Below are 20,642 nucleotides of genomic sequence, written 5' to 3' on the forward strand. Positions count from 1 at the left end.
CGAAAGGAGCCAGTACCATTTTGACCGCTGAGAAACAACCGAGCCTTTTCGTCGTAGACGAAACGTCCGATCTGCCCATCTGGGTGCAGCTTCGGAATCGTTTCGCCTACCTCGTTCGAACCGGATACTTCAAACCCGGAGAGCAACTGCCAAGCGTGCGCAGTCTGGCAGCCGATGCCAAGATCAACTACAACACCGTGACCAAAGCATATCGCGATCTCGAGCTTGAGAACCTGATTGTTTCCGTTCGAGGTCGCGGTATGTACGTCCAGAAGAACATCCCCGGCGAAGCCGAACCCGCAGAAATCGCCGTCGATGTGCAGCTCGAAGACTGTATACGCCAGTATCGGGCACTCGGACTCACCTACGAAGACATCAGAGCGCGATTCTCCAGCATCGCGCAGGACATGGCGGACAAGACCGCAGCAGCGCAAGAGGAGAGAATGGAGTACACCGATGAGGGGTAACAGACAGAAGAGCGCGGCGCCGATGGGCTCACGTCGCATCGAGCGCCAGGAACCTTTGCAGATAGAGAATTACAATTCGCCCAAAACCCGCCATACCGACGAAAACGCCGGCATCATTTTCTCCGCGTTTCTCTTCGTGGTCGTTGCACTCGTCGTGGGAGCTTTCGGAGCCTATGCCCTCGGCGGTATCAACATCTGGATCGTTGCGCTTGCCATCGCGCTTGCCGTACTGGCCGTATTCTCCATTCGCATTGCACCGCAATGGGAGAAGGTCGTGATCTTACGGCTGGGAAAATTCAACCGAACCGTCGGCCCGGGACTCTACTGGACCATTCCCTTCATCGAGCACATAGCGCTGCGCGCCGACCAGCGCGTCATGCTCACCGGCTTCAGCGCCGAAGAAACCCTCACGGCCGACCTCGTTCCTGTCAACGTCGATGCTGCCGTATTCTGGATGGTGTGGGATGCCGAAAAAGCCTGCATGGAGGTCGAGGATTACTACGACTCCGTAGCACTTGCCGCGCAGGCAGCCTTGCGCGACGCTATCGGCCGCAAGAACGTTACCGATGTTGCCATTCACCGCATCCAGCTCGACGAGGAGCTGAAGGCCTCGATCGAGGACAAGACGAGCATCTGGGGCGTTTCAATCCTATTCGTGGAAATCCGCGACATCGTCATCCCGAAAGAGTTGCAAGAAGCCATGTCGGCCGAAGCCCGAGCCGAGCGCGAAAAAGACGCCCGCGTCATGCTTGCCGAGGTCGAGGAGGACATCGCCGCCATGCTGCACAACGCGAGCGACATCTACCGGGACGACGAGATAGCGCTCAAACTTCGGCAGATGCACCTCTTGAACGAGGGCATCAAGGAGTCGAAGGGCGCCGTTGTAGTCCCGAGCGCCTACGCAGAAGGCTTCACCGACGACAGCGCAGAGGCGCTGGGGAAGATCGCCGGCAAGTAACCCCGCCCACTTCGATCCGCCGGAAGCCGGCGGCGGCGCGAGAGGTACGCTGACAGCAGCGCAGCGGTAAAACGGCGGGCGCGCCGGCGTGGGTTCATGATGGAACCGCCCGCAGCTGGCGGAAAGTTGGCAAAAAAACGAAGCAATTCGTCGCCGTTCGATATCCGCTCTATAGCCGATTCCGAGGCCATGCCGCTGATCTGGGACGGTTCCATAGCTTCGGGGCGGATACCCTCGGATTCGCGGCTCTGGATGCTCCGAGCAACGAATTACTGTATTTTTCTGACACGATCCGGCACCTTGCCGCTCGCCTCCGAACCGCTTTCGGCGCCCTGCCGACGCATGCCGCCGTCGGCACCCGAAAGCAGCGGGCGAGCCTATGAAAGCGCGAACCCGTATGCGTCGAGCACGTATTTCGGCACCATGAAGCGCACGGTCTTCTCGGGATCGACCATCTGACACACTTGCACGTCAGCCGTGAGCGAGAACAGCATGACGAGTTCGTCTTCTGCGGTATTCGTCGCTTCACTTACCATGCGCACCATGTCGTGCACCGCGATCGACGCCGCTTCGTCGAGCGTTTCCGCTGAAGCGATCACTCCTACATGGGTCTGGTTTTCGATCAGCGGGTTCTTCACCCGCATAGAGGGCAGCGCCGTCAGCCGCACGGTCGCCCATCCGGCAACCTCGGCGCCCGAAACGCTGATCTCGCCATCGCCCATAGCGGCATGCATGTCGCCGCATCCGAACAGCGCACCTTCTGCCGCAACGGGAAAGTAGAGCGTCGCTCCCTTGGTGATGGCGGTGTTGTCCATGTTCCCGCCGTGAGAGCCGGGCGTGCCGCAGTTGACTGGCTCGCCCGCAGGTGCCACGCCGATAACGCCGATCATAGGATTGAGCGGGATAGAGAGCCTGTCGTTCCAGATGAGCTTATCGCCTTCGATGGCGCACAAGTGCGTGCTCCACGCATCGAACCTATCGCCGCACACGCCCTCGTCTTTGCCCGTGCACGACGAGGTCTGAGCATCGAGTTCGATGTTGAGGATTTCGACCTTGAGAGCGCCGCCCGGCTTCGCGCCCCGTACGTAGATCGGACCCGTTGCGGGGTTGATCGCATCCCAATCGATCTCGTCGAGCACGTCGTCGGGTGTCTGCACCTGGTTGCCGAAGCAATCTTTCGTACGAATACGAACGGTTTCGCCCGATTCGACCGTCATCGCCGGCTCCAAGTCCCGAGCAAAGGCAAACAGCGTCTTCTCGTCGCTCAGCTCTTTCATGTTCAGCGTCCTTCCAATCAAACACCTACCTGCGAAAAGCGCGCAGTTTGCTGCGCTCGGCTCAAGCATACCCCTCACAGCGACGATGCGCCACACCGGAGTCCGGCGTGGCGCATCGAACGTGCATGAACTTCGGTGCGGTTCGCGTTAATTCAGATCGAACGCAACCGAATCGTCGGGCTTCCAAGAAGGCTGGTCGAACTGAATGGCTTTCACGTAGGAACGCATGGTATCGACGGCAACTGCGTTTTCGTCGCCGAAGAAGCGTATCTCGTTAATTTCCGCTTCAGCAGCGGCAATAGCCGAAAGCACGCCTGGATGAACAACTGCGGTTGAGGTGAGCAGGATCACCGATCCGTGCATGCCCTGCAACGCTCCACCGGCAAGCGCATCGGAATGCGAATCGGAACGCGTTATTGCCAGCTTGTCATAGGAAAGCTGCTCGGTTCCGCGCGATGGATCGGTAGCCCACTCGGCGATCTTGACCGAAGTGTCTACGCGATCAATGCCGCCGAGACGCACAACATCGGAAGCCGAAAGCCCTGAAGCAGAAATCGCCTGTTCAACAACCGAAGCGGGTACGGAGAGCTCGCTGCCAAGCACTAGAACCCGCGTGAAGCCGCCGCGCGCCAAGGCATCGAGCGTGCCCTGGGTAAGCCCCTGCTCGGAAAAATCGGTCAGGAAGATGGGACTGTTGGTATAAGCCGCCCACGAGGAGACCGATAGAGAATCGGGAAAATCCATAGAGCGAGCAATGATTGCCGTATCGGAAGAACGGGTTTCGATTTCGTCATAAATAAGCTCGGCGGTCTGCATGCGCGTCGCCCCTGCAAGACGCTCGATCTGAGCAGTGGGTAGAATCTGTGCGATCTCAGCTTCGACCGACGCCGACACCGAAGGGGTATCGCCGATGATATACACCTTGGACGCCGACGTAGCCGCGACAAGGGCTTCACGGGTCGATGATGGAAGGGAGCTTGGGTCGGTTAGCAAAATTGGAGCGTTGCCACTGGCACCCGAAAGAGAGCTTGCGGCAAGAGCGTCGGGGAAATTGTAGTTGTGCCCTGAAGCCACAATAAGTACCGGCTCAGTCGAAATGTCCCGATCGTACGTTGCCACCTGCTGTGCAGTTTTGTAGCGCTCGTTGCCGAACAGGCGAGCAATAGAAAGCACTTCTGTGGGATCCTCGGCCTTCCACTGCGCATACAGCGTCACCGCCGAACCGTCGCTCGGAAGCGCCACCGTCTCGCCCTCGCGGTAGGTCAGAGCCGACGGGTCTTCGGCATCAGCCGTAGTAGTCCAGTAGAGGAATTCGTCGGCCCCCTTTGAAAAACCGACTTCGGCTGCCGTTTTTGCGGCATACGTCGACGAGGTGAGCACCGTTTCGGAGAAATCGTCACCCGTGCCGCCGTTCGCATCGTACGTGATCGTCGAAAGAACGATTTGCGGGCCGAGCACCTGGTTCACATCGTAGTTGTTGTACGCATAGGCCACGTGCTGCGTCGACTTCGTATCGGTCAGGATGTTCGTTCCGTGCGTCGCGATGAGCGCCGGATCGGTCAGGTCGTGCAGCGTAGCCGCCGTGTTACCCGAGAAGACCGTCGCTGCATCGGCGTACAGCGTCGCAAGCGTCGCATCCTGCATGTGCACGCCGCCGCCGTCTTCGGTTGCCACGTTGTCGGAGACAGTCGTGCCTTCGAGCTTGATCTGCGAGTTGTAGGTCTTGTACTGGCCGCCGAACAGGCCGCCGCCGTTTGTTGCGGTGTTGCCGCTGATTTCGGAATCGGCAATGGTCACCGAAGTCGGAAGCGTTCCCGAAACGGCGCTGCTCACGTACACGCCGCCGCCCTCGTCGGTCGCCGTGTTGTCGATGATCGTGCAGTCCGAGATCTCGTAGTCGGTAAACGTGCTGAACGTGACGCCGCCGCCGCGTGTGGCGGTATTGCCTTCGATCAGGGTGCCGGTCATCGTAAACGCGGTTGCCGCGTTGTCGTACAGGCTCAAGCCGAGGCCGCCGCCGCTCGATTGGTTCGATCCGCTCGATTCGTTGCCGGTGAAGACGCAGTCGGTGATGGTGATATCGCAGTAGCGATCGGAGAACAATCCCCCGCCGCTCCACAAGGCCTTGTTGTTGGTGAACGTGCATTTGTCGAACACGACGGTGGCGTAATCCTTGATGGCGATGCCGCCCGCCTGAGAATCGAGGCTCTCGTTGTCGTCGAACGTCACGTTGGTGAACGTCGCCTGGACGTTCTGCGTCGTCGACCCGCCGATGATGTGCATGGCCCCGCCCGTGCCGCGCGCGGTGTTTCCCTCGAGAATGGTATCGGACATCGTGAGCACCGTGTTGCGCTGCAGCGCGATAGCGCCGGCGGAATGGGGGTTGGTCGTGTTGGCGACGTTATCCTTGAACAGGCAGTTGTCGCTGATCGTCAGCGTTACCGCATCGGCTGCCGTGTTGCCGAACGTGTTGATGGCACCGCCGTTGCGACCCGAGGGCGCACTGCAGTTCTGCATGGTCGTGCGCTCGAGCGCGAGCACACCCTTGTTGATCAGGTTGATGCCGCCCGCCGTGGTGCCGCCGTCGAGCACGGTATCGACGATGGTGACGTTGGCCAGCGACAATACCTGGAAGTGCCTGCTCGAAGCAGCCGTGAGCGTGTTGCCGTTGCCTTGGATGAGAATTTCGCAGGGCTTGTCGATATCGATCGCGCTGTCGAACGCGAAGTCCTGGCCGATGATGATCGTGCCTTTGGGGTCGCTATCGCTCGTGATTGCGGTGATCGCAGCCTGCAGCTCACCGAAATTCGTTACCGTAACATCGGCCACGGCGAGCGCGCCGATGCCATCGCCGACGGCAGATTGGGAGTTCGAACCGCTCTGAGCCTGCGGAACGGCTGCAGCATCCGCTGCCAGCCCAAGCTCGTCTGTCGTCGCAGCGGTCTCACCCGCAGCAACCTCTTCGGCACGCTCGCCCCCATCGACAGGATCGGCATACGCCGCGCCCGCAAAGGGTACAAGCGATACAGCGAGGAGCGCTGCGAGAAAAAACGTAAGCGGTTTCCGCATTGGTGTTGATTCCATACCTTGTTCCTTTCTCAACTCGTGAATGCGAGTCGCCCCGAGACCGATCCCGGGGCGACTCTTCCAGACAGCTATCGGTTAGCTGCCGCCTTGCCTACCCCAAATCGAACGCCACCGAGTTATCGGGTTTCCAGGCGTGATCTTCGAATTGGATTGCCTTCACATAGGCCTGCATGGTGCTGACGGCAACAGACTTTTCGTCACCGAAGAAGCGGATCTCGTTAATACCGTCTTCCGCTGAACCGATAACCGACAGTACGCCAGGATGGGTGCGGTCAGTCCAGGTAAGCAGAATTACCGAACCGTGCATGCCCTGCAACGCCCCACCAGCGAGTGCGTCGGTGTGCGAGTCGGCGCGGGTAACCGCTACGTTGTCGTAGGAGAGAGCTTCTGCACCACGGGCAGGATCGGTAGCCCATTCGGCGATCTTGACCGAAGTATCCACTCGATCGATGCCGCCGAGTCTGATCGCGTCGGAGTCGGCAAGACCCGTCGCTGCAAGCGCTTGGCTGACAACGGAAGCGGGCACCGAAAGCTCGCTGCCAAGAACGAGAATTCGCTCAAAGCCGCCCGAAGCAAGCGCATCGAGCGTTCCTTGGGTCAACCCGGTTTCCGCAAAATCGGTCAGGAAGATCGGGCTTTGCGTATGTGCTGCCCAAGACGATACCGAGAGAGAATCGGGGAAGTCCATGGAACGGGCGATGACAGCGGTTTTGGAAGCAGACGCCCCGAGCTCCTTGTACACGAGTTCAGCAGTCTGCATACGCGTCGCACCGGCAAGACGAACGATTTCAGCGGAAGGCAGCAAGGCCGCGATCTCCGCCTCAACGTTTGCCGACACCGAAGGGGTATCGCCGATGATATAGATCTTGGAAACCGAGGTTGCCGCAGCCATCACGTCGCGCGTCGCCGAAGGCAAGTAACTTGGATCGCTCATCAAGATCGGCGCGTTGCCGAGGGCGCCCGAAAGGGAGCTCGCCGCAAGCGCATCGGGGAAATTGTAGTTGTGGCCGGAAGCAACGATGAGCGTAGTCTCAGTTGAGATATCACGTCCATACGTGGCAACTTGCTTGCCGGTCGTATAGCGGTCGGCACCGTAGAGACGCGCGATAGAAAGCGCCTTACCTGCAGGAGGCGCCTCATCGAGCACGTACTCGGATGCCTCCGTCGCACTGCGTGCAACGCTGAACCCGCCTGGCGTCCAGGTCATATAGGTCGACTCGTCGGTAGTCGCAGTCGAACCGTCGGCGCGTTTGGCGATAAGCGATCCGATCGCCGCGCCGTCCTCAAGGCCCTCGACGTTGATGCGCGCGCCCGCAAGCAGGTTCTCGCCCACGGGAATCGTAGTGTAGGTGCTCGAATCGAAATAGATCCCGTTATCGGTGCCAGACGTTCCGACCTGCGTGGTGTCTTGCACATTGAGCGTCGAAGGCTCTATAACGAGAACGCCGCTTCCCAGCACGTCAGCGGTATTGCCCGACACAACCGAACGATCCGTCATGTTGAGCGTGGCGTTTTTGGCAATGTACACGCCGCCGCCGATGCCAGCGACCGCATTATCGGTTACCGAAGCATCATCGGCGAACGTTGCCGTACAACCACCCGAGAGAATGATACCGCCTGCGATGTTCGCCTCGTTGCCGGAGATTTCCACGTTGCCGGAGAACGTGAAGTCGCCCGTAGTTTTACCGATACGCTGCGTGAGGATGACGCCGCCGCCCGTACTCGTAGCCGTGTTGTCGGCAATCGAAACGTTGCCAGAAACGGTACCAGTGTAGCCTGCCATGTACAGGCCTCCCGCGTTGGTATCGGTCTCGTTATCGTGGATCGACACGTTGTCCAGGATGCTGGCGCTCATGATAGCGCCGCCGTTCTCGTCGCCGTTGTTGATGTACACGCCGCCAACCTGGTTTCCGCTGTTGTAAGCGACCTCAAGATCGCCCGACAGCGTAAGCGTTCCGTTATCCTCGTTGTTATCGCTTGTGGTGTAGGCTATGCCGCCGCCAACGTCGGATGCGGAGTTGCCGAGAACCTTCGTCGTTCCGCCGATCACAATAGGGGAACCGCCTTTTTCGGTGACAGCGCAAATGCCGCCGCCGGCTACGCCGGCGTTTCCATCGGCAGGGTCGGTGCTTCCGATCGTACCGCCGGTGATAGAGACCGGTCCGTTGCCCCACAAATTGATGGCGCCGCCGAGGCCCAAGCCGCCTCCTGTGTTGTTCGTGAAGGTTCCGCCCGTCATGGTAAACGAGCTGCCGTACCTGACATCGCCCATGTAGCTGACAGCGCCGCCGCCGCGGCTGCCCACGTTGCCGTCGAACGTACCGCCGTAGATGTTCAGCACACCGGCAGACCAGATCGCGCCGCCAAAGTAGTTCAGATCGGTGTTGTTGAGGAACTCGCCATCGTTGACGGTCAGCGTCGAGTTGCGACCGACGCAGAACGCACCGCCCGAACCTGCAGAGTTGTTCGAGAACGTCCCGCCGTTTACGGTGATCTCAATCGAGGGAGTGCCCTCGAAATGATGCGATCCGGAAACCGCACCGCCGTGGCCGCTGTCGCCCTCCTGCTTCGGAGCCGAGTTACCGTCGATCAGGCACCCGTCGTTGAACACCATCGTGGCGCCTTCGCCGACCGCGTTCACGGCAGCGCCGTTGTAACGCAGGTTGTAGCCGCTCGAACTGGCCATGTCGATGATGTTGTTCTGCAGCACAGCTCCGTCGTTCACCTCAAGGTGGCCGTCTGCGCCCAGCCTGATAAGCGAGCCCGTCACATCGGTTATGGCAGCACCGCCGCCGTCGATGACAATGTCGGTCAGCACGAGCTTCGCACCGCCGGATACCTGGAACAGATCGCTCAGGTATGGAACCGTGGCGCTGCGGCTCAACGTGTAGGTGCCGCCCGCCTCGCTTGTGAGCGTGACGGTTTTGTTAGCCGCAAGAGCGATCAGGCCCTCAAGCTCGATATCAGCCCCCACCTCGACGGTGCCACCGTCTGGTGCCGCCGCGATGGCAGCCTTGAGATCGCTGAACGTAGTCACCGCGCTCAAAAGCCCGATGCCGCCTTCGTCGGCCGACAATGACCCAATGCCCGGCTCGACCGCTTGCGCAGACTCATCGGCTACATATTGGGTCGGCCCGTCGAAGGGTCGCTCGATTTCGGGAATATCGAGATAGATGGGCTCGACTTCTATCGGGGAGGCCGCATCCAATCCGAGGGATTCGCCGCCTGGCGAGGCAAACGCCTGCCCGGCTCCTGTGAACGGCACGAGGGAAACAGCGAGCAGCACCGCCATCCCCCGCGCCTTCATCGATTTAATCATAGAGTTTCCTTTCAGAAATAGCAAAACGCCCGTTGCTCGGGTTCGTCGACCGAACCCCATTCGCTGAACAGTTCAACCGCCGTCGACACCGCATTGAGCGCTTCGGGAGGTAGATCAACCAATCGTTTTCTCGTCTCAAGATCGATCGGGCAGCTTTCGATGAGCTGCTCGCCTGTTTCGGTGAGCGCGATATCGATCGTGCGCTTGTCGCCGATGTCCGGATCGGACACCACGAGGTAGTCCTTCTCTTCAAGCCGTTCGACAAACGCTCGCGTTGCCTGCGTAGAACACCGGTTTGCGCGCGCGATGTCGGTGAGGGTCGCGTGCCCTTTACGAGCCGCAACGGCAATGAGGATGAGATACTCTCGTCCTGTTAAGTGGCCGTATTTTGCTCTGAGCATCGCATCGATGTCGGCTTTCAGAGCGAGCAATTCGTCCATTGCGAGCTCCAATCACTACTGTTTTTCAAAAATGCTTCGTCCATTCCCGCCCAACCGTAGTCGGGCGGGATATGTAAGCGGTTTGCGCCTTGCCAGTCTGTTTCTAACTGAGATCGAAAGCCACCGAATCATCGGGCTTCCAAGAAGGTTCATCGAACTGAATGGCGTTTACATATGCACGCATGGTGGGTACGGCAACCGATTTTTCGTCACCGAAGAATCGAACTTCCAAAACCGAAGACTCGGCGGCCTGAATCGCTGAGAGAACAGCGGGGTGAACCCGATCGGTCCAAGTAAGAAGAATCACCGATCCGTGCATGCCCTGCAGCGCACCACCAGCAAGCGCATCTGAGTGCGAGTCGGCTCGAGTAAGTGCAAGGTTATCGTAGGAGAGGGCCTCGGCACCACGTGCTGAATCAGTTGCCCACTCGGCAAATAGAGCCGAGGTCTCCACGCGATCAGCGCCTCCAAGGCGAACAACATCAACATCAGCAAGGCCTGTTGCGGCAAGTGCCTGGTTGACCACCGAGGCGGGCACTGAAAGCTCGCTGCCCATCACAACGATTCGCTCAAAGCCACCTGAAGCAAGCGCCTCAATAGTAGTCTGCGCAAGTCCCGTCTCCGCGAAGTCGGTCAAGAAGATGGGGCTTACCGTGTAAGCCGCCCACGAAGACGCAGACAGCGAATCCGGGAAATCCATCGAACGTGCGATAATGGCCGTTTTCGACGCCTTCGTCCCGATCTCATCAAAAATGAGCTCTGCGGTGCGCATGCGCGTCTCCCCGGCAAGTCGAACGATTTGCGCCGAAGGGAGCACCGAGGCAATCTCAGCCTCTACGGCAGATGAAACAGAAGGCGTATCGCCGATGATGTATACCTTCGTCGCCGAAGCTGCTTGCCCGATAAGCGTGCGCGTTGACGCGGGCAGCACACTTGGATCGGTAAGCAGAATGGGCGCATTGCCATTTGCTCCCGAAAGCGAACTGGCCGCAAGGGCATCGGGGAAGTTGTAGTTATGCCCCGATGCGACGATCAACACATCCTCCATCGAGATATCGCGCTCGTAATTTGCCACCTGCCTTGCAGTTTCATAGCGCTCGGAACCGAAAAGCCGTGCAATCGTGAGAACATCGACATCCGTTTTGGCTTCAAGCACATATTCGGACGTGTTCGATGCATTGCGAACGACAGAATAGGTTCCAGCCGTCCAAGCCATGAAGGCCGATTCGTCGGTAACCGCCGCCGATGCGTCGGCACGCTTGGCAACGAGCGCACCTTCGGCTGCACCGTCTTCGAGACCTTCGAAATTGATGCGAGCACCCGCAAGCAAATCTTTACCCGCAGGAACCGTAGCCGACATGCCCGATGCAAGGAACACGCCGTTATCGGTGTCGGATGCGCCGATCTGCGGCGTATCCCATACGTTGAGCGTCGAGTTCGGATATACGGCGATGCCGGACGACCCGCCCGCCAAACCGTTTCCGAGAATCGTTACGGAATCGGAGACGTTCAGAATGCCGCCCTTGTCGATGATGATGCCGCCTGTTTCATTGACCGCATCGTTGTCGGACACCGATGCGGTATCGATCAGGTTCACCGTCGACGTATCGCCAGCGGTCGTCTGCGTGAGATAGATGCCGCCGGCCGCGTTGTTCGCCGTACTCCCGCCGGTCAGATTCGCATTGTTGCCGTCGATGGTACTCGCGCCGCCGACGGTAGCCGTGCTGCCGAGCAAGAACAGGCCGGCTCCCAGATCGCCGAAGTTGCCGTCGATAGCAACGCTGTCGGCCGTTTCGAGCGAAACGCCACTCGACAGGCACACGCCGCCGCCGAGCTCTGCGGTGTTGCCCGACACGGTCACGTCGTCGCTGAGTTTCAGCACGGTGGACAGCGAGGAGCTGAACGGCATGAGCCGGATGCCGCCGCCGTACTTCGCCGTGTTGCCCGATACGGTGAACGCGTCGGTTATTTCTGCATCGACACCGCACAGGTAGATGCCTCCGGCCTGCCCGCTTGCAGTGTTTCCGGAAACCTCCGCATCGCCACCGAGGGTGATGAGCGCGTTCACGTTCGCATTCTCAGCCTGGATGGAAAGACCGCCCACGTCTTTCGAGGTGTTGCCGGTGATCTTCGCGTTGCCGGAAAGCTCGAAGACGCGCTGATGCGTAGCACTCCTGTCGGGCATGAGGATGGCTACGCCGCCGCCCGTCGTGGTGGCGCTGTTTCCGCTGATGACCGCGTTGCCCGAGATCACGATACCGGTTTTAGCATTATAGGGCTCATAGTATTCATGGTAGATGCCGCCGCCGTACTTCGCCTTATTATCAGAGATGGAACCGCCGAGGATCTGCGTGTATCCACCTGCGCCCTGCCAGATGCCGCCGCCCCATCCGGATCCGACGATGGCTTCGTTCTCGGAGATCTCTCCCCCGGTCATCGTGAACTCGCCGCTGCTGACATAGACGCCGCCACCGCCGCGCGTACCGATGTTGTGGGAGATGGAACCGCCGGAAAACTCGAAGAAACCGGTTGTGCACACGCCGCCGCCAAGGTAGTCGGGGGTCGATTTGTTGTAGACGATATCGCCGCCCGTCATCTGCACCTCGACAACGGTCGAGCCGGTTGCCAGGCCACCGCCGCCGCCCTTGGCTTCGTTGTACTGGATCGTACCGCCCGAAACGAACAGCTTCGAGGCGTCGTTGTAGGGATACGACTGGCTCACGTACACGCCGCCGCCAATACCGTGGTTTTCACCAGGAGTCTTGTTGTACTCGACAACCGATCCCTCGTTGATGTGCACCGTCGAGTTGACGATGGCGCTGAGGCCGCCGCCGTTGCCTGCGGACTTCACGTTGTTGCGCAGCACCGCACCGGTATTGAGGGTGATTGTGCCCTGATCGTTCGCCTCGACGAGCGATCCGGTAACGCCCGCAATGGCATCGCCGCCGCCGTCGAGCACGATGTTCTGCAGCGTGATCTTGCCGCCGCCGGTGGTCAGGAAGAACGCGCCCTTGAATCCTGAATCGCGCGTAAGCGTTACGGGGCTCGCCTCATCGCTGAAGATAAGCACGTCGTAATTCGCTTGTATGGTGTTGGTGGATGTGATGGGAAAGCCGGCGGTTATCTCGATTTCCGGCTCCTGAGCCGAAAGGGCCGCCTGCAACCCCGCCTCGGTGGAAACCTGGGTTGCCGCGAGGGGAGCTATGTAAGAAGTTGTATTAGCGGCCTCGGAAAAGCCGACGCCCACCTCTTCGCCGCCCCATCCGGGAATCTCTATCTCGATTCCACCGGAGAGTTTACCGAACTTGGCCGGAGTCAAAAGATCGTTGTACTGATCGGTCGACAATCGGGATTCCGACCGATCGGCATAGCTTGCTAGCAGGTGCGCGCTTGGGTCGTCTTCTGCACTAGCGGAAGGCGGAGAAATTACTACCCCCCAGTTGCAGAACGAGACATGCTGCAAGCACGACAGCCATGCCACGCTGTTGCACAGATTTCGCCATAGTGAATCCTTTCTGGGTTCCGGCTCAATTGATTAATAAATTACCTATTTTTAGGTAAGAATGCAAGAACTTTTATATAATTAGTTAAGTTTTTTGCGGATGTGGTGGATCAAAACACAAAACGGCCCTGTACCCGGGCCGCCTTGCATTCGTTTATCCTGATGATTGGCTTGCGGACAATCCGACGCCATACAGCCGCTTTCTAGCGGGCATCCTCAATCGAAGGAAAATCGCGAATCGCTCCGTTCTTGAGCACAAGCGTTACCACGGTTCCCTTGCCCAGTTCGCTCTCGATTTCCATATGAGTGCCGGGCCCGAAGTACCCGCGGATGCGGTCGTTCACGTTCTTGACGGCGATGCCGAGCCCCTTTGACGATTGCGGATGGAGGATGTTCTGTCGCGCCTCTTCGGTCATGCCTACGCCGTTGTCCCTCACGCGCACGTGCACATCGTCGCCTTCGCGCACACCGCTCACTTCGATCTCGAGCATTCCCTCTGACGGCATGGCATGACGCACCGCGTTCTCCACTAGGGGCTGGATCAAAAACGGCGGCACCATCATATCCTCGACCTCGGGCTCGACGTCGACATCGATCGAAACGCGATCCTCGCCGAAACGCGCCACCTCGAACGAGAAGTACCGCAGCGTCTGTTCGAGTTCGCGAGCAAATAGGATCAGCTCGGCCGAATCTTCAAGCGTGCGGCGGTAGAACACCGCGAACTCGCGGAGCAGGATGCGGGCTTTCTCGGGGTTCGTTCTGATAAGCGAAGCGATCGTGTTGATGGTGTTGAAAAGGAAATGAGGGTTGATCTGGCTTTGCAGCGCCTTAAGTTCCATGCTTGTCGCGAGCTTGGTCTGCTGCTCGAGGGCGGCGGCAGCCATCTGCGTCGAAAGCAGCTTGCCGAATCCCTCGGCGATCGACTTCTGCGTCTCGCTGATGTGATGGGGACGGCGGTAGTAGAACTTGAGCGTACCCTCCACGTGACCGCCCATCGCAAGCGGAACGATGATAGCCGCTTTGATGCTCGTTTCCGTAGGAAACCCGATGTCCTCGGTGGTCAGCAGAATGCGCATACGCCCATCTTGCAGCGTTGCGTGGGTGGCATGCGTGCGGATTTCGCTGCCAGTGGGGTTGCGGTCCTCTTCGACGCCCGCGTACCCGAGTATCTGATCCTTATCGGTGATGGCAACGGCTATCGCTGCCGTCGAGGGCAAAAGCAGACGGCACACCTTCTGTGCCGACGACTTGTTCAGCCCCTCCTTCATGCACGCTAGCGTCTGGCTGGCCAGCTTGAGCATGGCGTCCGACTGCCGAGCCCGCACGTTATCGGGGTCCATGAGCAAGCGGATAACCACAACGAGCGAGAACGTGAACACGATGCCCGCACCCACCATAATGCCGATGTTCTTGTTGGGCATGGCGATCGAGTACAGCAGAATGAAGCCCGACAGCACCACGAACGTGAACATGAGCATTTCGAGGGTGAAGAAGCGGGGCAGCGTCGACGATTGCCGATTCTTGTCGGTTTTCTTAGGTTGGGCCATGAGGCGCATCTCCTCCGCGTTGTGCTTGCCATTGGCCTCCGAGGCCGTTTATGCGATGACGCCCGTTTCGTTCAAAACAAGCAGAATCGCCGCCACGATCAGGAAGCCGCCGAAGATGAGCCTCAGTATACGCTCTGGCACCTTGCGCACAAGCCGCGCTCCGATAACCGCACCGGGAATGGAGCCGACCGCCACCATAATGCCTGCCGCGTAGTTGATGTTGCCGAGCAAGCCTTGCTCGATAACGCCGGGGATTGCGAGAATCATCACGGCGATCAGCGAAGTGCCCGAGGCTTTCTTCATGGGGATGCCGATAAGCGAGAGCATGAGCGGAACCATGATGAACCCGCCGCCCACGCCAACGTATCCCGAAGCAAGGCCCGCACCAAGGCCGATGCACGCACCGATGAGCAGCTGCTTGCGGGAAAGCTTAACGCTCGCGTTTTGCTCATCGGACACGCTGGGCCGTGCGACGTTCGGGGTGCTCGACGTTTCCGGCACGGCCGCTCCGCTCACCGCCGCCTTCGCGGGCTTCATCTTGAAAGCCTTGCGCAGCATGCTGACAGCCGAATATCCGATGATCAGCGCTGCAGCCGCCATGATCAACCATGCGGGCGAGATAGTCGCCAACCACACACCGAGCGGAGAGGTGCAGGCGCCACCGATACCGGCTGCTACGCCGAGCGAGACGATGCAGGTTTTAGCGCGGATGTGGGACACCGCCCCCGAAATGGAGGTCGGGATAATGGTGAAGAGCGAAGTAGCCGTCGACATGATCGCACTCATGTCGAACGCAAGGCGAAATATCGGCACCATGACGGTGCCGCCCCCGATGCCGAGCATACCCGACAGGATGCCGATACCGATGCCCACAAGCACCGGAGCAATATATGCTACAAAGACGTCCATCGATCAATCGCTTCTTTCACCTGTCGCAAACCGAAAGCCGTTCATCCCTCGTGCAATGCCGCGTTCTTGCAGCAAAGCGCTGGGCACACGAAGATTGTGCCACTACAGCAGGAGCGCTTCTCCCCTTGTCACAGGATCGTTTCCCATCCGAGCCTAATCGGCGATGTTGAGGCGGATCTCCGTTGTCGATCCGGGATCGATGCCGACGGCTGCCACGTCTGCGGGCGCGGGGTTTGCCGCGCGGGTCCGCTGCTGACTCGGCTGCCCGCTTCCGCTCGCTTGGCGGTTCGCAGCCGACTGCAGCAGGGCGGTCCGCAGTATCTTGTCGTTCTCGATACGAGCCATGAGCTCGGGCCATACGAACTGGAACTCGAAGTATTTCGAGCAGTTGCGCTGAGCGTACGTCGTAGCTTCGCCCGTCGCGGCTTTTGCCGCCTTGCGGTAAGCCTTCTTGTCGGGGCGCGCGAGGCTGCGCAGAAACGCCGTCGTGCGAATGCGGCTCTTGATGCCGGGCTCGAGGAACGGCCCCGGATAGGGCTCGAGCGACGACGGCTTCACCTGCATGAGGTCGATCTGCGTGCGGCTGTACTCCATCTTGCGGTACTCGTAGAGCCAACGGAAGATGTCCTGGCGAAAGCGCGTACCCTCGCTCGGCGTCTCGGGGGGCAGATGCACAAGGCTCCACTGATTGTCGAACCAGATATCCGAGCCGTACATGCGCAAGCCCAACAGGTAGTCGAGGTCTTCGCCGCGCGGAATCCACGGATCGAAGCTCACGCGCTTGAACGCCTCTTTATGAAGCGCGAGGCAACCGCCGCATACGTGGTTCGATCGCGAAAGCCGCGGCCCCTGCATGGCCTTGGTGATCCACTTGTTGAACGCTTTACCCTGCTGCCAAAAGTGGTTGTACCACTTGTCCATGCTCTTCGAGAGGTAGGTGCCCTCGGAATTGTAGTAAAAGCCCGTCTTGGCGAGAATCGGGATGCCCTTCTTCGTAAGCTTCCCGATACCGTACATTGCCCGTTGGAGAAAATCCGGATCCTCGATGATCTCGTCATCGTCGACGAATACGACCGAATCGAAACCGAGCGTATTGGCTACCACCAACCCGAGATTGCGAACCGCTCCGTACCCGGAAAGGCCGATCTCCTTGTTCATGCGACCAAGCCCTAGCTGCTCCATGCGCTGTTGGATGAGTGCGTGCTCGGGAGCCCCGATGACCACGACGTTCAGGCTCGGGAACTGGGAGGCTATCGCCTGCACCTTCTCGGCAGCCTGGTTTTCTATCGAAGGTTCGCTCACAACGAGAATCGCGATCTGACCGAGACCCTGCACCTTCTGCAGAGAATCGAGGCAACGACCCAACTCCCCCGCTTGGGTAAGCGGCGTTGTGTGATCGTACGTGGCGAGAATGTTGCCGCCTTCTTTTCTGCGGCGCGCCGATATATAAGTCGGGATGACGATTACCGGGTTCATTCGTTTCCTTATAACGATGGATATACGCAGATATTGTATCCGTTTTGCACTCTGCAACACCGCGCTCCATCGAAATAGCAGTCTGCCAAACTAAAGGCTACGGCGAACCCAATCGAGGGAATTATTTCGGGTATATCGGAATGTTGTTCTTAAGCCCGTTTTTCGATACGCGGCTCATCAGCTATACCGAATCTCTTCAGCGCCTTAAGCAACGGCAAGCCCAACACATAGACGACAAGCGCTTCGCCGATGCCCGTTGCAACCACCCCGAACAGATACATGGGAAGATACGCCCCGTCGAGGCTGATGTCAGTGAAAGGAATCGTGTAGAAGCCAAGCCCCTGGAGCAAGATCGGGAGATATGCCGGAACGATGAGCGCGTTTGCCAGCACGGGGCCCAGAAGCGCGACCTTCGGGCGGCTGCGGAACTTCCAACACCACAGAGCCCCCGCGCAGGTAGCCAAACTGCCGAACACGACATCGAGCAGACCGAGCGCACCGGTTCCGTTGATGGCAAGCGAAACGAGATTTGCAATAACGCACCCGATGGTAAGACCGGGCACCGCTGCCGGGGTGAGCACGGCGAGCACACATACCGCCTCCGAGATGCGGAACTGAATCGGGCCCCAAGCAAGGCCCTGCAACAGGAACATGGTGATGAGCGTTGCCGCCGCGTAGACAGCAGCGATCATGCCCGCTTGGGCGACGTAGGACGTCTTCTTGTTTCTCACGGTATTCTCCTTTTTCCTCACGGCATATGCCGCGGGCTATGGGCAACGAATAAACCGCGAGAGCAGGGCCCATCGATGCAAACGCGGGTGCTCGGCTTCCGACGGGCACATGCACCCGAAATCACTGGAACCAAACACGAGGTGGCAGTATAGCAGACATCGCCTCGGATGTCGCCAACAAGGTTCGGGACTGCCGTAACGCAAAGGGCGCTATCGCATCTCCCCTTGGAACTCGGCATCAGCACGATCGGCATGTACCGCACGCTAAGCGGCTACGCGCTCTTGAGCAACGCCCCCGCAGCGCTCGGCCAGGCTATGGGAGGTGCCGGATATCCGCTCATGTGCATTCTCATGATATTGGCGGCGGGTTCGACACTCGATTCTGCCTTCGCGATCCTCTCGTAATTCACCGCGCAAGATGCACCGATGCTGCTCGGCCACAAGATAAGCGGCGAGTGCGCCGACATGCTCGGAGCAAATCTTTACGGCGCGATTTTCTGCTGGATCGGCTACATTGCTCCTTCTCTTGTTGCGCAGGCAGTTGAAAAATCGCGGGACATCAAACCTGTTTGGAAGGGTCTTTCCCAAGCTCAAATCGCCTTCGACAAAGAGCATGGAACCGGCAGATTCGCGCCAACCGAGAAGATTTACGACGATTCGCACCTTACCGACGCTGAACATCTTGTGGGCAAACGCAGCGCCGAAGCGTAGGGGGTTCGATTATTAGTTGCATAAAGAGCGGATGCCCGCATGAAGCATCCGCTCTTTTTTTCAGGCGGTACGCATTCGGCGTTATGTGCAGACTTTCGGATTTCGCTGGTTGTACTCGCCTACTTCCCGCTTATGTATGCATGGGCCGTGTTGGCGGCCGTGCGGGCGCTGTTGATACCATGGCAGCTCATCGAACCGTTGATATCGAGGCCGTATACGTGGTTGTACAGCATGCCGCCATCTGCTCCGACGGCAAACAGATTTTCAAACGCTTGGTCGCGACCCGGCTTCTTCACGCGGAACTGACGATCAGTCTTCACGCCGCCGGAGTACAATCCCTCAAGAGCGCCGCGAATAAGGCCGCAATAGAACGGAGGAGTGGATATCTCCATCAAATACTGGGGATCCTTACCATAGTCGTCATCGCTTCCCTTTGCTGCATGCTCGTTGTAGATTTTCACATTTTCAAGGAACAAGTCCTTTTCAACTCCCATGATATCAACGAGCTCCTCGAGCGAATCCGCCTTGTAGGCATCATCGCCCTTCTCGATCATCTCATCCCAAAGCTGGGCGGCTTCCTCGTCGCCATCGAGCATCGTTTCGAGAATTTTCGAATCCATGATGGTCCAACACGTACCGCCGTTCAAGCGTACGGGAACGTTCTGGAGCTCCATGTTATGCGTGTATGCCGAGCACGCTTCGTCGGAAAAACGCTCGCCGTGAATATCAACCCACAGGCTCGGTCCGCCCCAGCAGAGCTTGTCCCAAATGGGGCCCCAAGGTCCAGCGGATCCGATGATGTTGGTCATACCGAAAGCCGATGCTCCGTGCTCAATGCCGCCCGCATTGATGGCCATGGTGACGCCGTCGCCGTAGTGCCCGGGCGTGCCGATGATGCGAATGTCGTTCAGATCGACTCCGTACTTGCCCATGCGCTCCTCGTCTTCGCCAAATCCGCCCGTTGCAATAATGACGGCTTTCGCGTTGATTTTGATGGTGTCACCGTAGGTGTCGGTGGCATACGCGCCAATGACATTACCCGACTCGTCCAAGATAAGATCACGTCCACGCGTATTGAGACGGAGGTTCACGCCGTACTCGCGCAGTTTCTTTTTCATTGCCGGGAAGTAGCCTACGCCAGCGGCTCCCCCTTTGTACACGAAGTCGAAACTGAATTCAGCACGATAACGTCCTGCCTTGTACATCTCGAGATACGCAGGGTCAAGATCCTCGATCGCCTCGTATTCGACGCCATTGTCGATAAGCCACTGCACGTTCTCAGCTGCATGTCCAACCATATCGTGAACCAGCAGCGGATTAATGGTATATGCCTGAGATTTGGTCTCGAATGCGACCATTTCGCCGAGCGTAGTCTCCGAAGAATTGGGATGCAGGCCATAGGCGTTCGTGCATTCGACGCCAGTACCGTTGCCGCCCAGAGCAGATTGCCCCTCGATTAGCAGCACATTATCGCCGTTTTCGCCCGCCTGCACAGCCGCGCACGTGCCCGAAAGGCCACCGCCGATGATCAACACATCGCAAGTAAGTTCCTCGGATACCTGATTAGCGTAGTCGGTTTTCTCATCGGCCTTCTTGTCGGCAGCGTATGCCAGATTCGTAGCAGCGCCCATAGCTATGGCCGCACCGGCTGCGCCCGCACCAAGCAAAAAGTTTCTTCTCGTAAGTTCAGCCATGTTTCTTCCCTCTTTCAAAACGTAGCGGTTTGTTGGTCAGTATTCCCGGAGCTATTTGAAATCGCCGTCGGCATACGTGATGTTCTTCGAATCGACAACGGCATCCAAACTCTTGATGGTGTAGGTGTTCAGTTTTGTGAACTCGTGGGTTGCGCCGATTTCCGCACCCTGGGTCGTCGCAATATCCACTGTCATGGTCAGGCTCTCGATGTTGAATCCGGTAAGCTTGCTCAGATCGGCGATGTAATCTGCATATTGAGAATCATCGCTTGAAATGGTAAGCGGGCTATCATCTGCCGACACATCCCAATCAACAAGCGCGAGCTCGTTTGCGGCAGTTTTCACTAACGTCTTCGTAGTCATGGTTGCCTCATCGGTAGCAGTCGCACCACCACCTGAAGAACTCGAACCCGAGCTGCATGCCGCAAGCATGCCAAACGACAGAACCGCAACAACTGCCAATGCAATGATCGTTGCCAAGCGAGTGCACGCGTTGCCTCTTGCTTTTTCTTTCATGGTACTTC

At 58.6% G+C, this 20,642-nt stretch carries 15 protein-coding genes; 4 read left to right on the forward strand and 11 right to left on the reverse strand.

Annotation, left to right across the window (positions count from 1 at the left end):
• Nucleotides 1-20: 20 nt before the first annotated feature.
• Both MWL89_RS15910 and MWL89_RS15915 read left to right on the forward strand, forming a co-directional pair.
• On the forward strand, nt 21-467 hold the full coding sequence (locus MWL89_RS15910; protein ID WP_244387371.1) for a GntR family transcriptional regulator: 447 nt from the start codon (nt 21-23) through the stop codon (nt 465-467).
• On the forward strand, nt 457-1,425 hold the full coding sequence (locus MWL89_RS15915; RefSeq protein WP_244387372.1) for a slipin family protein: 969 nt from the start codon (nt 457-459) through the stop codon (nt 1,423-1,425). Before MWL89_RS15910 ends, MWL89_RS15915 begins: the two co-directional genes overlap by 11 nt.
• A gap of 377 nt (nt 1,426-1,802) precedes the next feature.
• On the opposite strand, the gene MWL89_RS15920 is transcribed toward MWL89_RS15915, so the two are convergent.
• The 9 genes from MWL89_RS15920 to MWL89_RS15960 all read right to left on the reverse strand — a co-directional run bounded on the left by MWL89_RS15920 (nt 1,803) and on the right by MWL89_RS15960 (nt 17,713).
• Complete coding sequence (locus tag MWL89_RS15920) at nt 1,803-2,702, reverse strand: acetamidase/formamidase family protein (protein ID WP_244387373.1); 900 nt, start codon at nt 2,700-2,702, stop codon at nt 1,803-1,805.
• Nucleotides 2,703-2,849: 147 nt separating this feature from the next.
• Complete coding sequence (locus tag MWL89_RS15925; RefSeq protein ID WP_244387375.1) at nt 2,850-5,786, reverse strand: cell wall-binding repeat-containing protein; 2,937 nt, start codon at nt 5,784-5,786, stop codon at nt 2,850-2,852.
• A gap of 94 nt (nt 5,787-5,880) precedes the next feature.
• On the reverse strand, nt 5,881-9,108 hold the full coding sequence (locus tag MWL89_RS15930) for a cell wall-binding repeat-containing protein (RefSeq protein WP_244387376.1): 3,228 nt from the start codon (nt 9,106-9,108) through the stop codon (nt 5,881-5,883).
• Between the two features lie 11 nt (nt 9,109-9,119).
• A complete protein-coding gene (locus tag MWL89_RS15935) occupies nt 9,120-9,548 on the reverse strand; it encodes a MarR family winged helix-turn-helix transcriptional regulator (protein WP_244387378.1) in 429 nt (142 codons plus the stop codon).
• 103 nt (nt 9,549-9,651) lie between these two features.
• Nucleotides 9,652-12,894, reverse strand: a complete 3,243-nt coding sequence (locus MWL89_RS15940; protein WP_244387379.1) for a cell wall-binding repeat-containing protein — start codon at nt 12,892-12,894, stop codon at nt 9,652-9,654.
• Between the two features lie 359 nt (nt 12,895-13,253).
• Complete coding sequence (locus MWL89_RS15945; RefSeq protein WP_244387381.1) at nt 13,254-14,597, reverse strand: sensor histidine kinase; 1,344 nt, start codon at nt 14,595-14,597, stop codon at nt 13,254-13,256.
• A 48-nt stretch (nt 14,598-14,645) separates the two neighbouring features.
• Nucleotides 14,646-15,506, reverse strand: coding sequence for a sulfite exporter TauE/SafE family protein (locus MWL89_RS15950; RefSeq protein WP_244387382.1), 861 nt, complete (start codon nt 15,504-15,506; stop codon nt 14,646-14,648).
• A 153-nt stretch (nt 15,507-15,659) separates the two neighbouring features.
• Entirely contained in the window at nt 15,660-16,982 is a 1,323-nt protein-coding gene (locus MWL89_RS15955) for a glycosyltransferase family 2 protein (RefSeq protein ID WP_244387383.1), read from the reverse strand.
• Between the two features lie 149 nt (nt 16,983-17,131).
• The gene (locus tag MWL89_RS15960; protein ID WP_244387384.1) at nt 17,132-17,713 is read right to left on the reverse strand and encodes a QueT transporter family protein; all 582 of its coding nucleotides are present in this window, start codon (nt 17,711-17,713) and stop codon (nt 17,132-17,134) included.
• A gap of 225 nt (nt 17,714-17,938) precedes the next feature.
• Here MWL89_RS15960 and MWL89_RS15965 point away from each other — a divergent pair, with 225 nt between their 5' ends.
• Both MWL89_RS15965 and MWL89_RS15970 read left to right on the forward strand, forming a co-directional pair.
• On the forward strand, nt 17,939-18,118 hold the full coding sequence (locus MWL89_RS15965; protein WP_244387385.1) for a hypothetical protein: 180 nt from the start codon (nt 17,939-17,941) through the stop codon (nt 18,116-18,118).
• A gap of 21 nt (nt 18,119-18,139) precedes the next feature.
• Complete coding sequence (locus MWL89_RS15970) at nt 18,140-18,424, forward strand: hypothetical protein (protein ID WP_244387386.1); 285 nt, start codon at nt 18,140-18,142, stop codon at nt 18,422-18,424.
• A 119-nt stretch (nt 18,425-18,543) separates the two neighbouring features.
• Here MWL89_RS15970 and MWL89_RS15975 read toward each other — a convergent pair whose 3' ends face one another.
• Together MWL89_RS15975 and MWL89_RS15980 are read right to left on the reverse strand one after the other, a co-directional pair.
• On the reverse strand, nt 18,544-20,118 hold the full coding sequence (locus tag MWL89_RS15975) for an FAD-dependent oxidoreductase (RefSeq protein ID WP_244387387.1): 1,575 nt from the start codon (nt 20,116-20,118) through the stop codon (nt 18,544-18,546).
• Nucleotides 20,119-20,169: 51 nt separating this feature from the next.
• The gene (locus MWL89_RS15980; RefSeq protein ID WP_102380301.1) at nt 20,170-20,634 is read right to left on the reverse strand and encodes a hypothetical protein; all 465 of its coding nucleotides are present in this window, start codon (nt 20,632-20,634) and stop codon (nt 20,170-20,172) included.
• Nucleotides 20,635-20,642 lie beyond the last annotated feature (8 nt).

The sequence above is a fragment of the Raoultibacter timonensis genome (genome assembly GCF_022845715.1).
Lineage (GTDB): Bacteria > Actinomycetota > Coriobacteriia > Coriobacteriales > Eggerthellaceae > Raoultibacter > Raoultibacter timonensis.

What these genes read in the sequence shown, in the direction of transcription:
- MWL89_RS15980 (WP_102380301.1), bottom strand. Translation starts at nt 20,634, where the DNA reads ATGAAAGAAAAAGCAAGAGGCAACGCGTGCACTCGCTTGGCAACGATC.
- MWL89_RS15915 (WP_244387372.1), top strand. Translation starts at nt 457, where the DNA reads ATGAGGGGTAACAGACAGAAGAGCGCGGCGCCGATGGGCTCACGTCGC.
- MWL89_RS15945 (WP_244387381.1), bottom strand. Translation starts at nt 14,597, where the DNA reads ATGGCCCAACCTAAGAAAACCGACAAGAATCGGCAATCGTCGACGCTG.
- MWL89_RS15970 (WP_244387386.1), top strand. Translation starts at nt 18,140, where the DNA reads ATGCTGCTCGGCCACAAGATAAGCGGCGAGTGCGCCGACATGCTCGGA.
- MWL89_RS15975 (WP_244387387.1), bottom strand. Translation starts at nt 20,118, where the DNA reads ATGGCTGAACTTACGAGAAGAAACTTTTTGCTTGGTGCGGGCGCAGCC.
- MWL89_RS15920 (WP_244387373.1), bottom strand. Translation starts at nt 2,702, where the DNA reads ATGAAAGAGCTGAGCGACGAGAAGACGCTGTTTGCCTTTGCTCGGGAC.
- MWL89_RS15955 (WP_244387383.1), bottom strand. Translation starts at nt 16,982, where the DNA reads ATGAACCCGGTAATCGTCATCCCGACTTATATATCGGCGCGCCGCAGA.
- MWL89_RS15930 (WP_244387376.1), bottom strand. Translation starts at nt 9,108, where the DNA reads ATGATTAAATCGATGAAGGCGCGGGGGATGGCGGTGCTGCTCGCTGTT.
- MWL89_RS15925 (WP_244387375.1), bottom strand. Translation starts at nt 5,786, where the DNA reads ATGGAATCAACACCAATGCGGAAACCGCTTACGTTTTTTCTCGCAGCG.
- MWL89_RS15950 (WP_244387382.1), bottom strand. Translation starts at nt 15,506, where the DNA reads ATGGACGTCTTTGTAGCATATATTGCTCCGGTGCTTGTGGGCATCGGT.
- MWL89_RS15935 (WP_244387378.1), bottom strand. Translation starts at nt 9,548, where the DNA reads ATGGACGAATTGCTCGCTCTGAAAGCCGACATCGATGCGATGCTCAGA.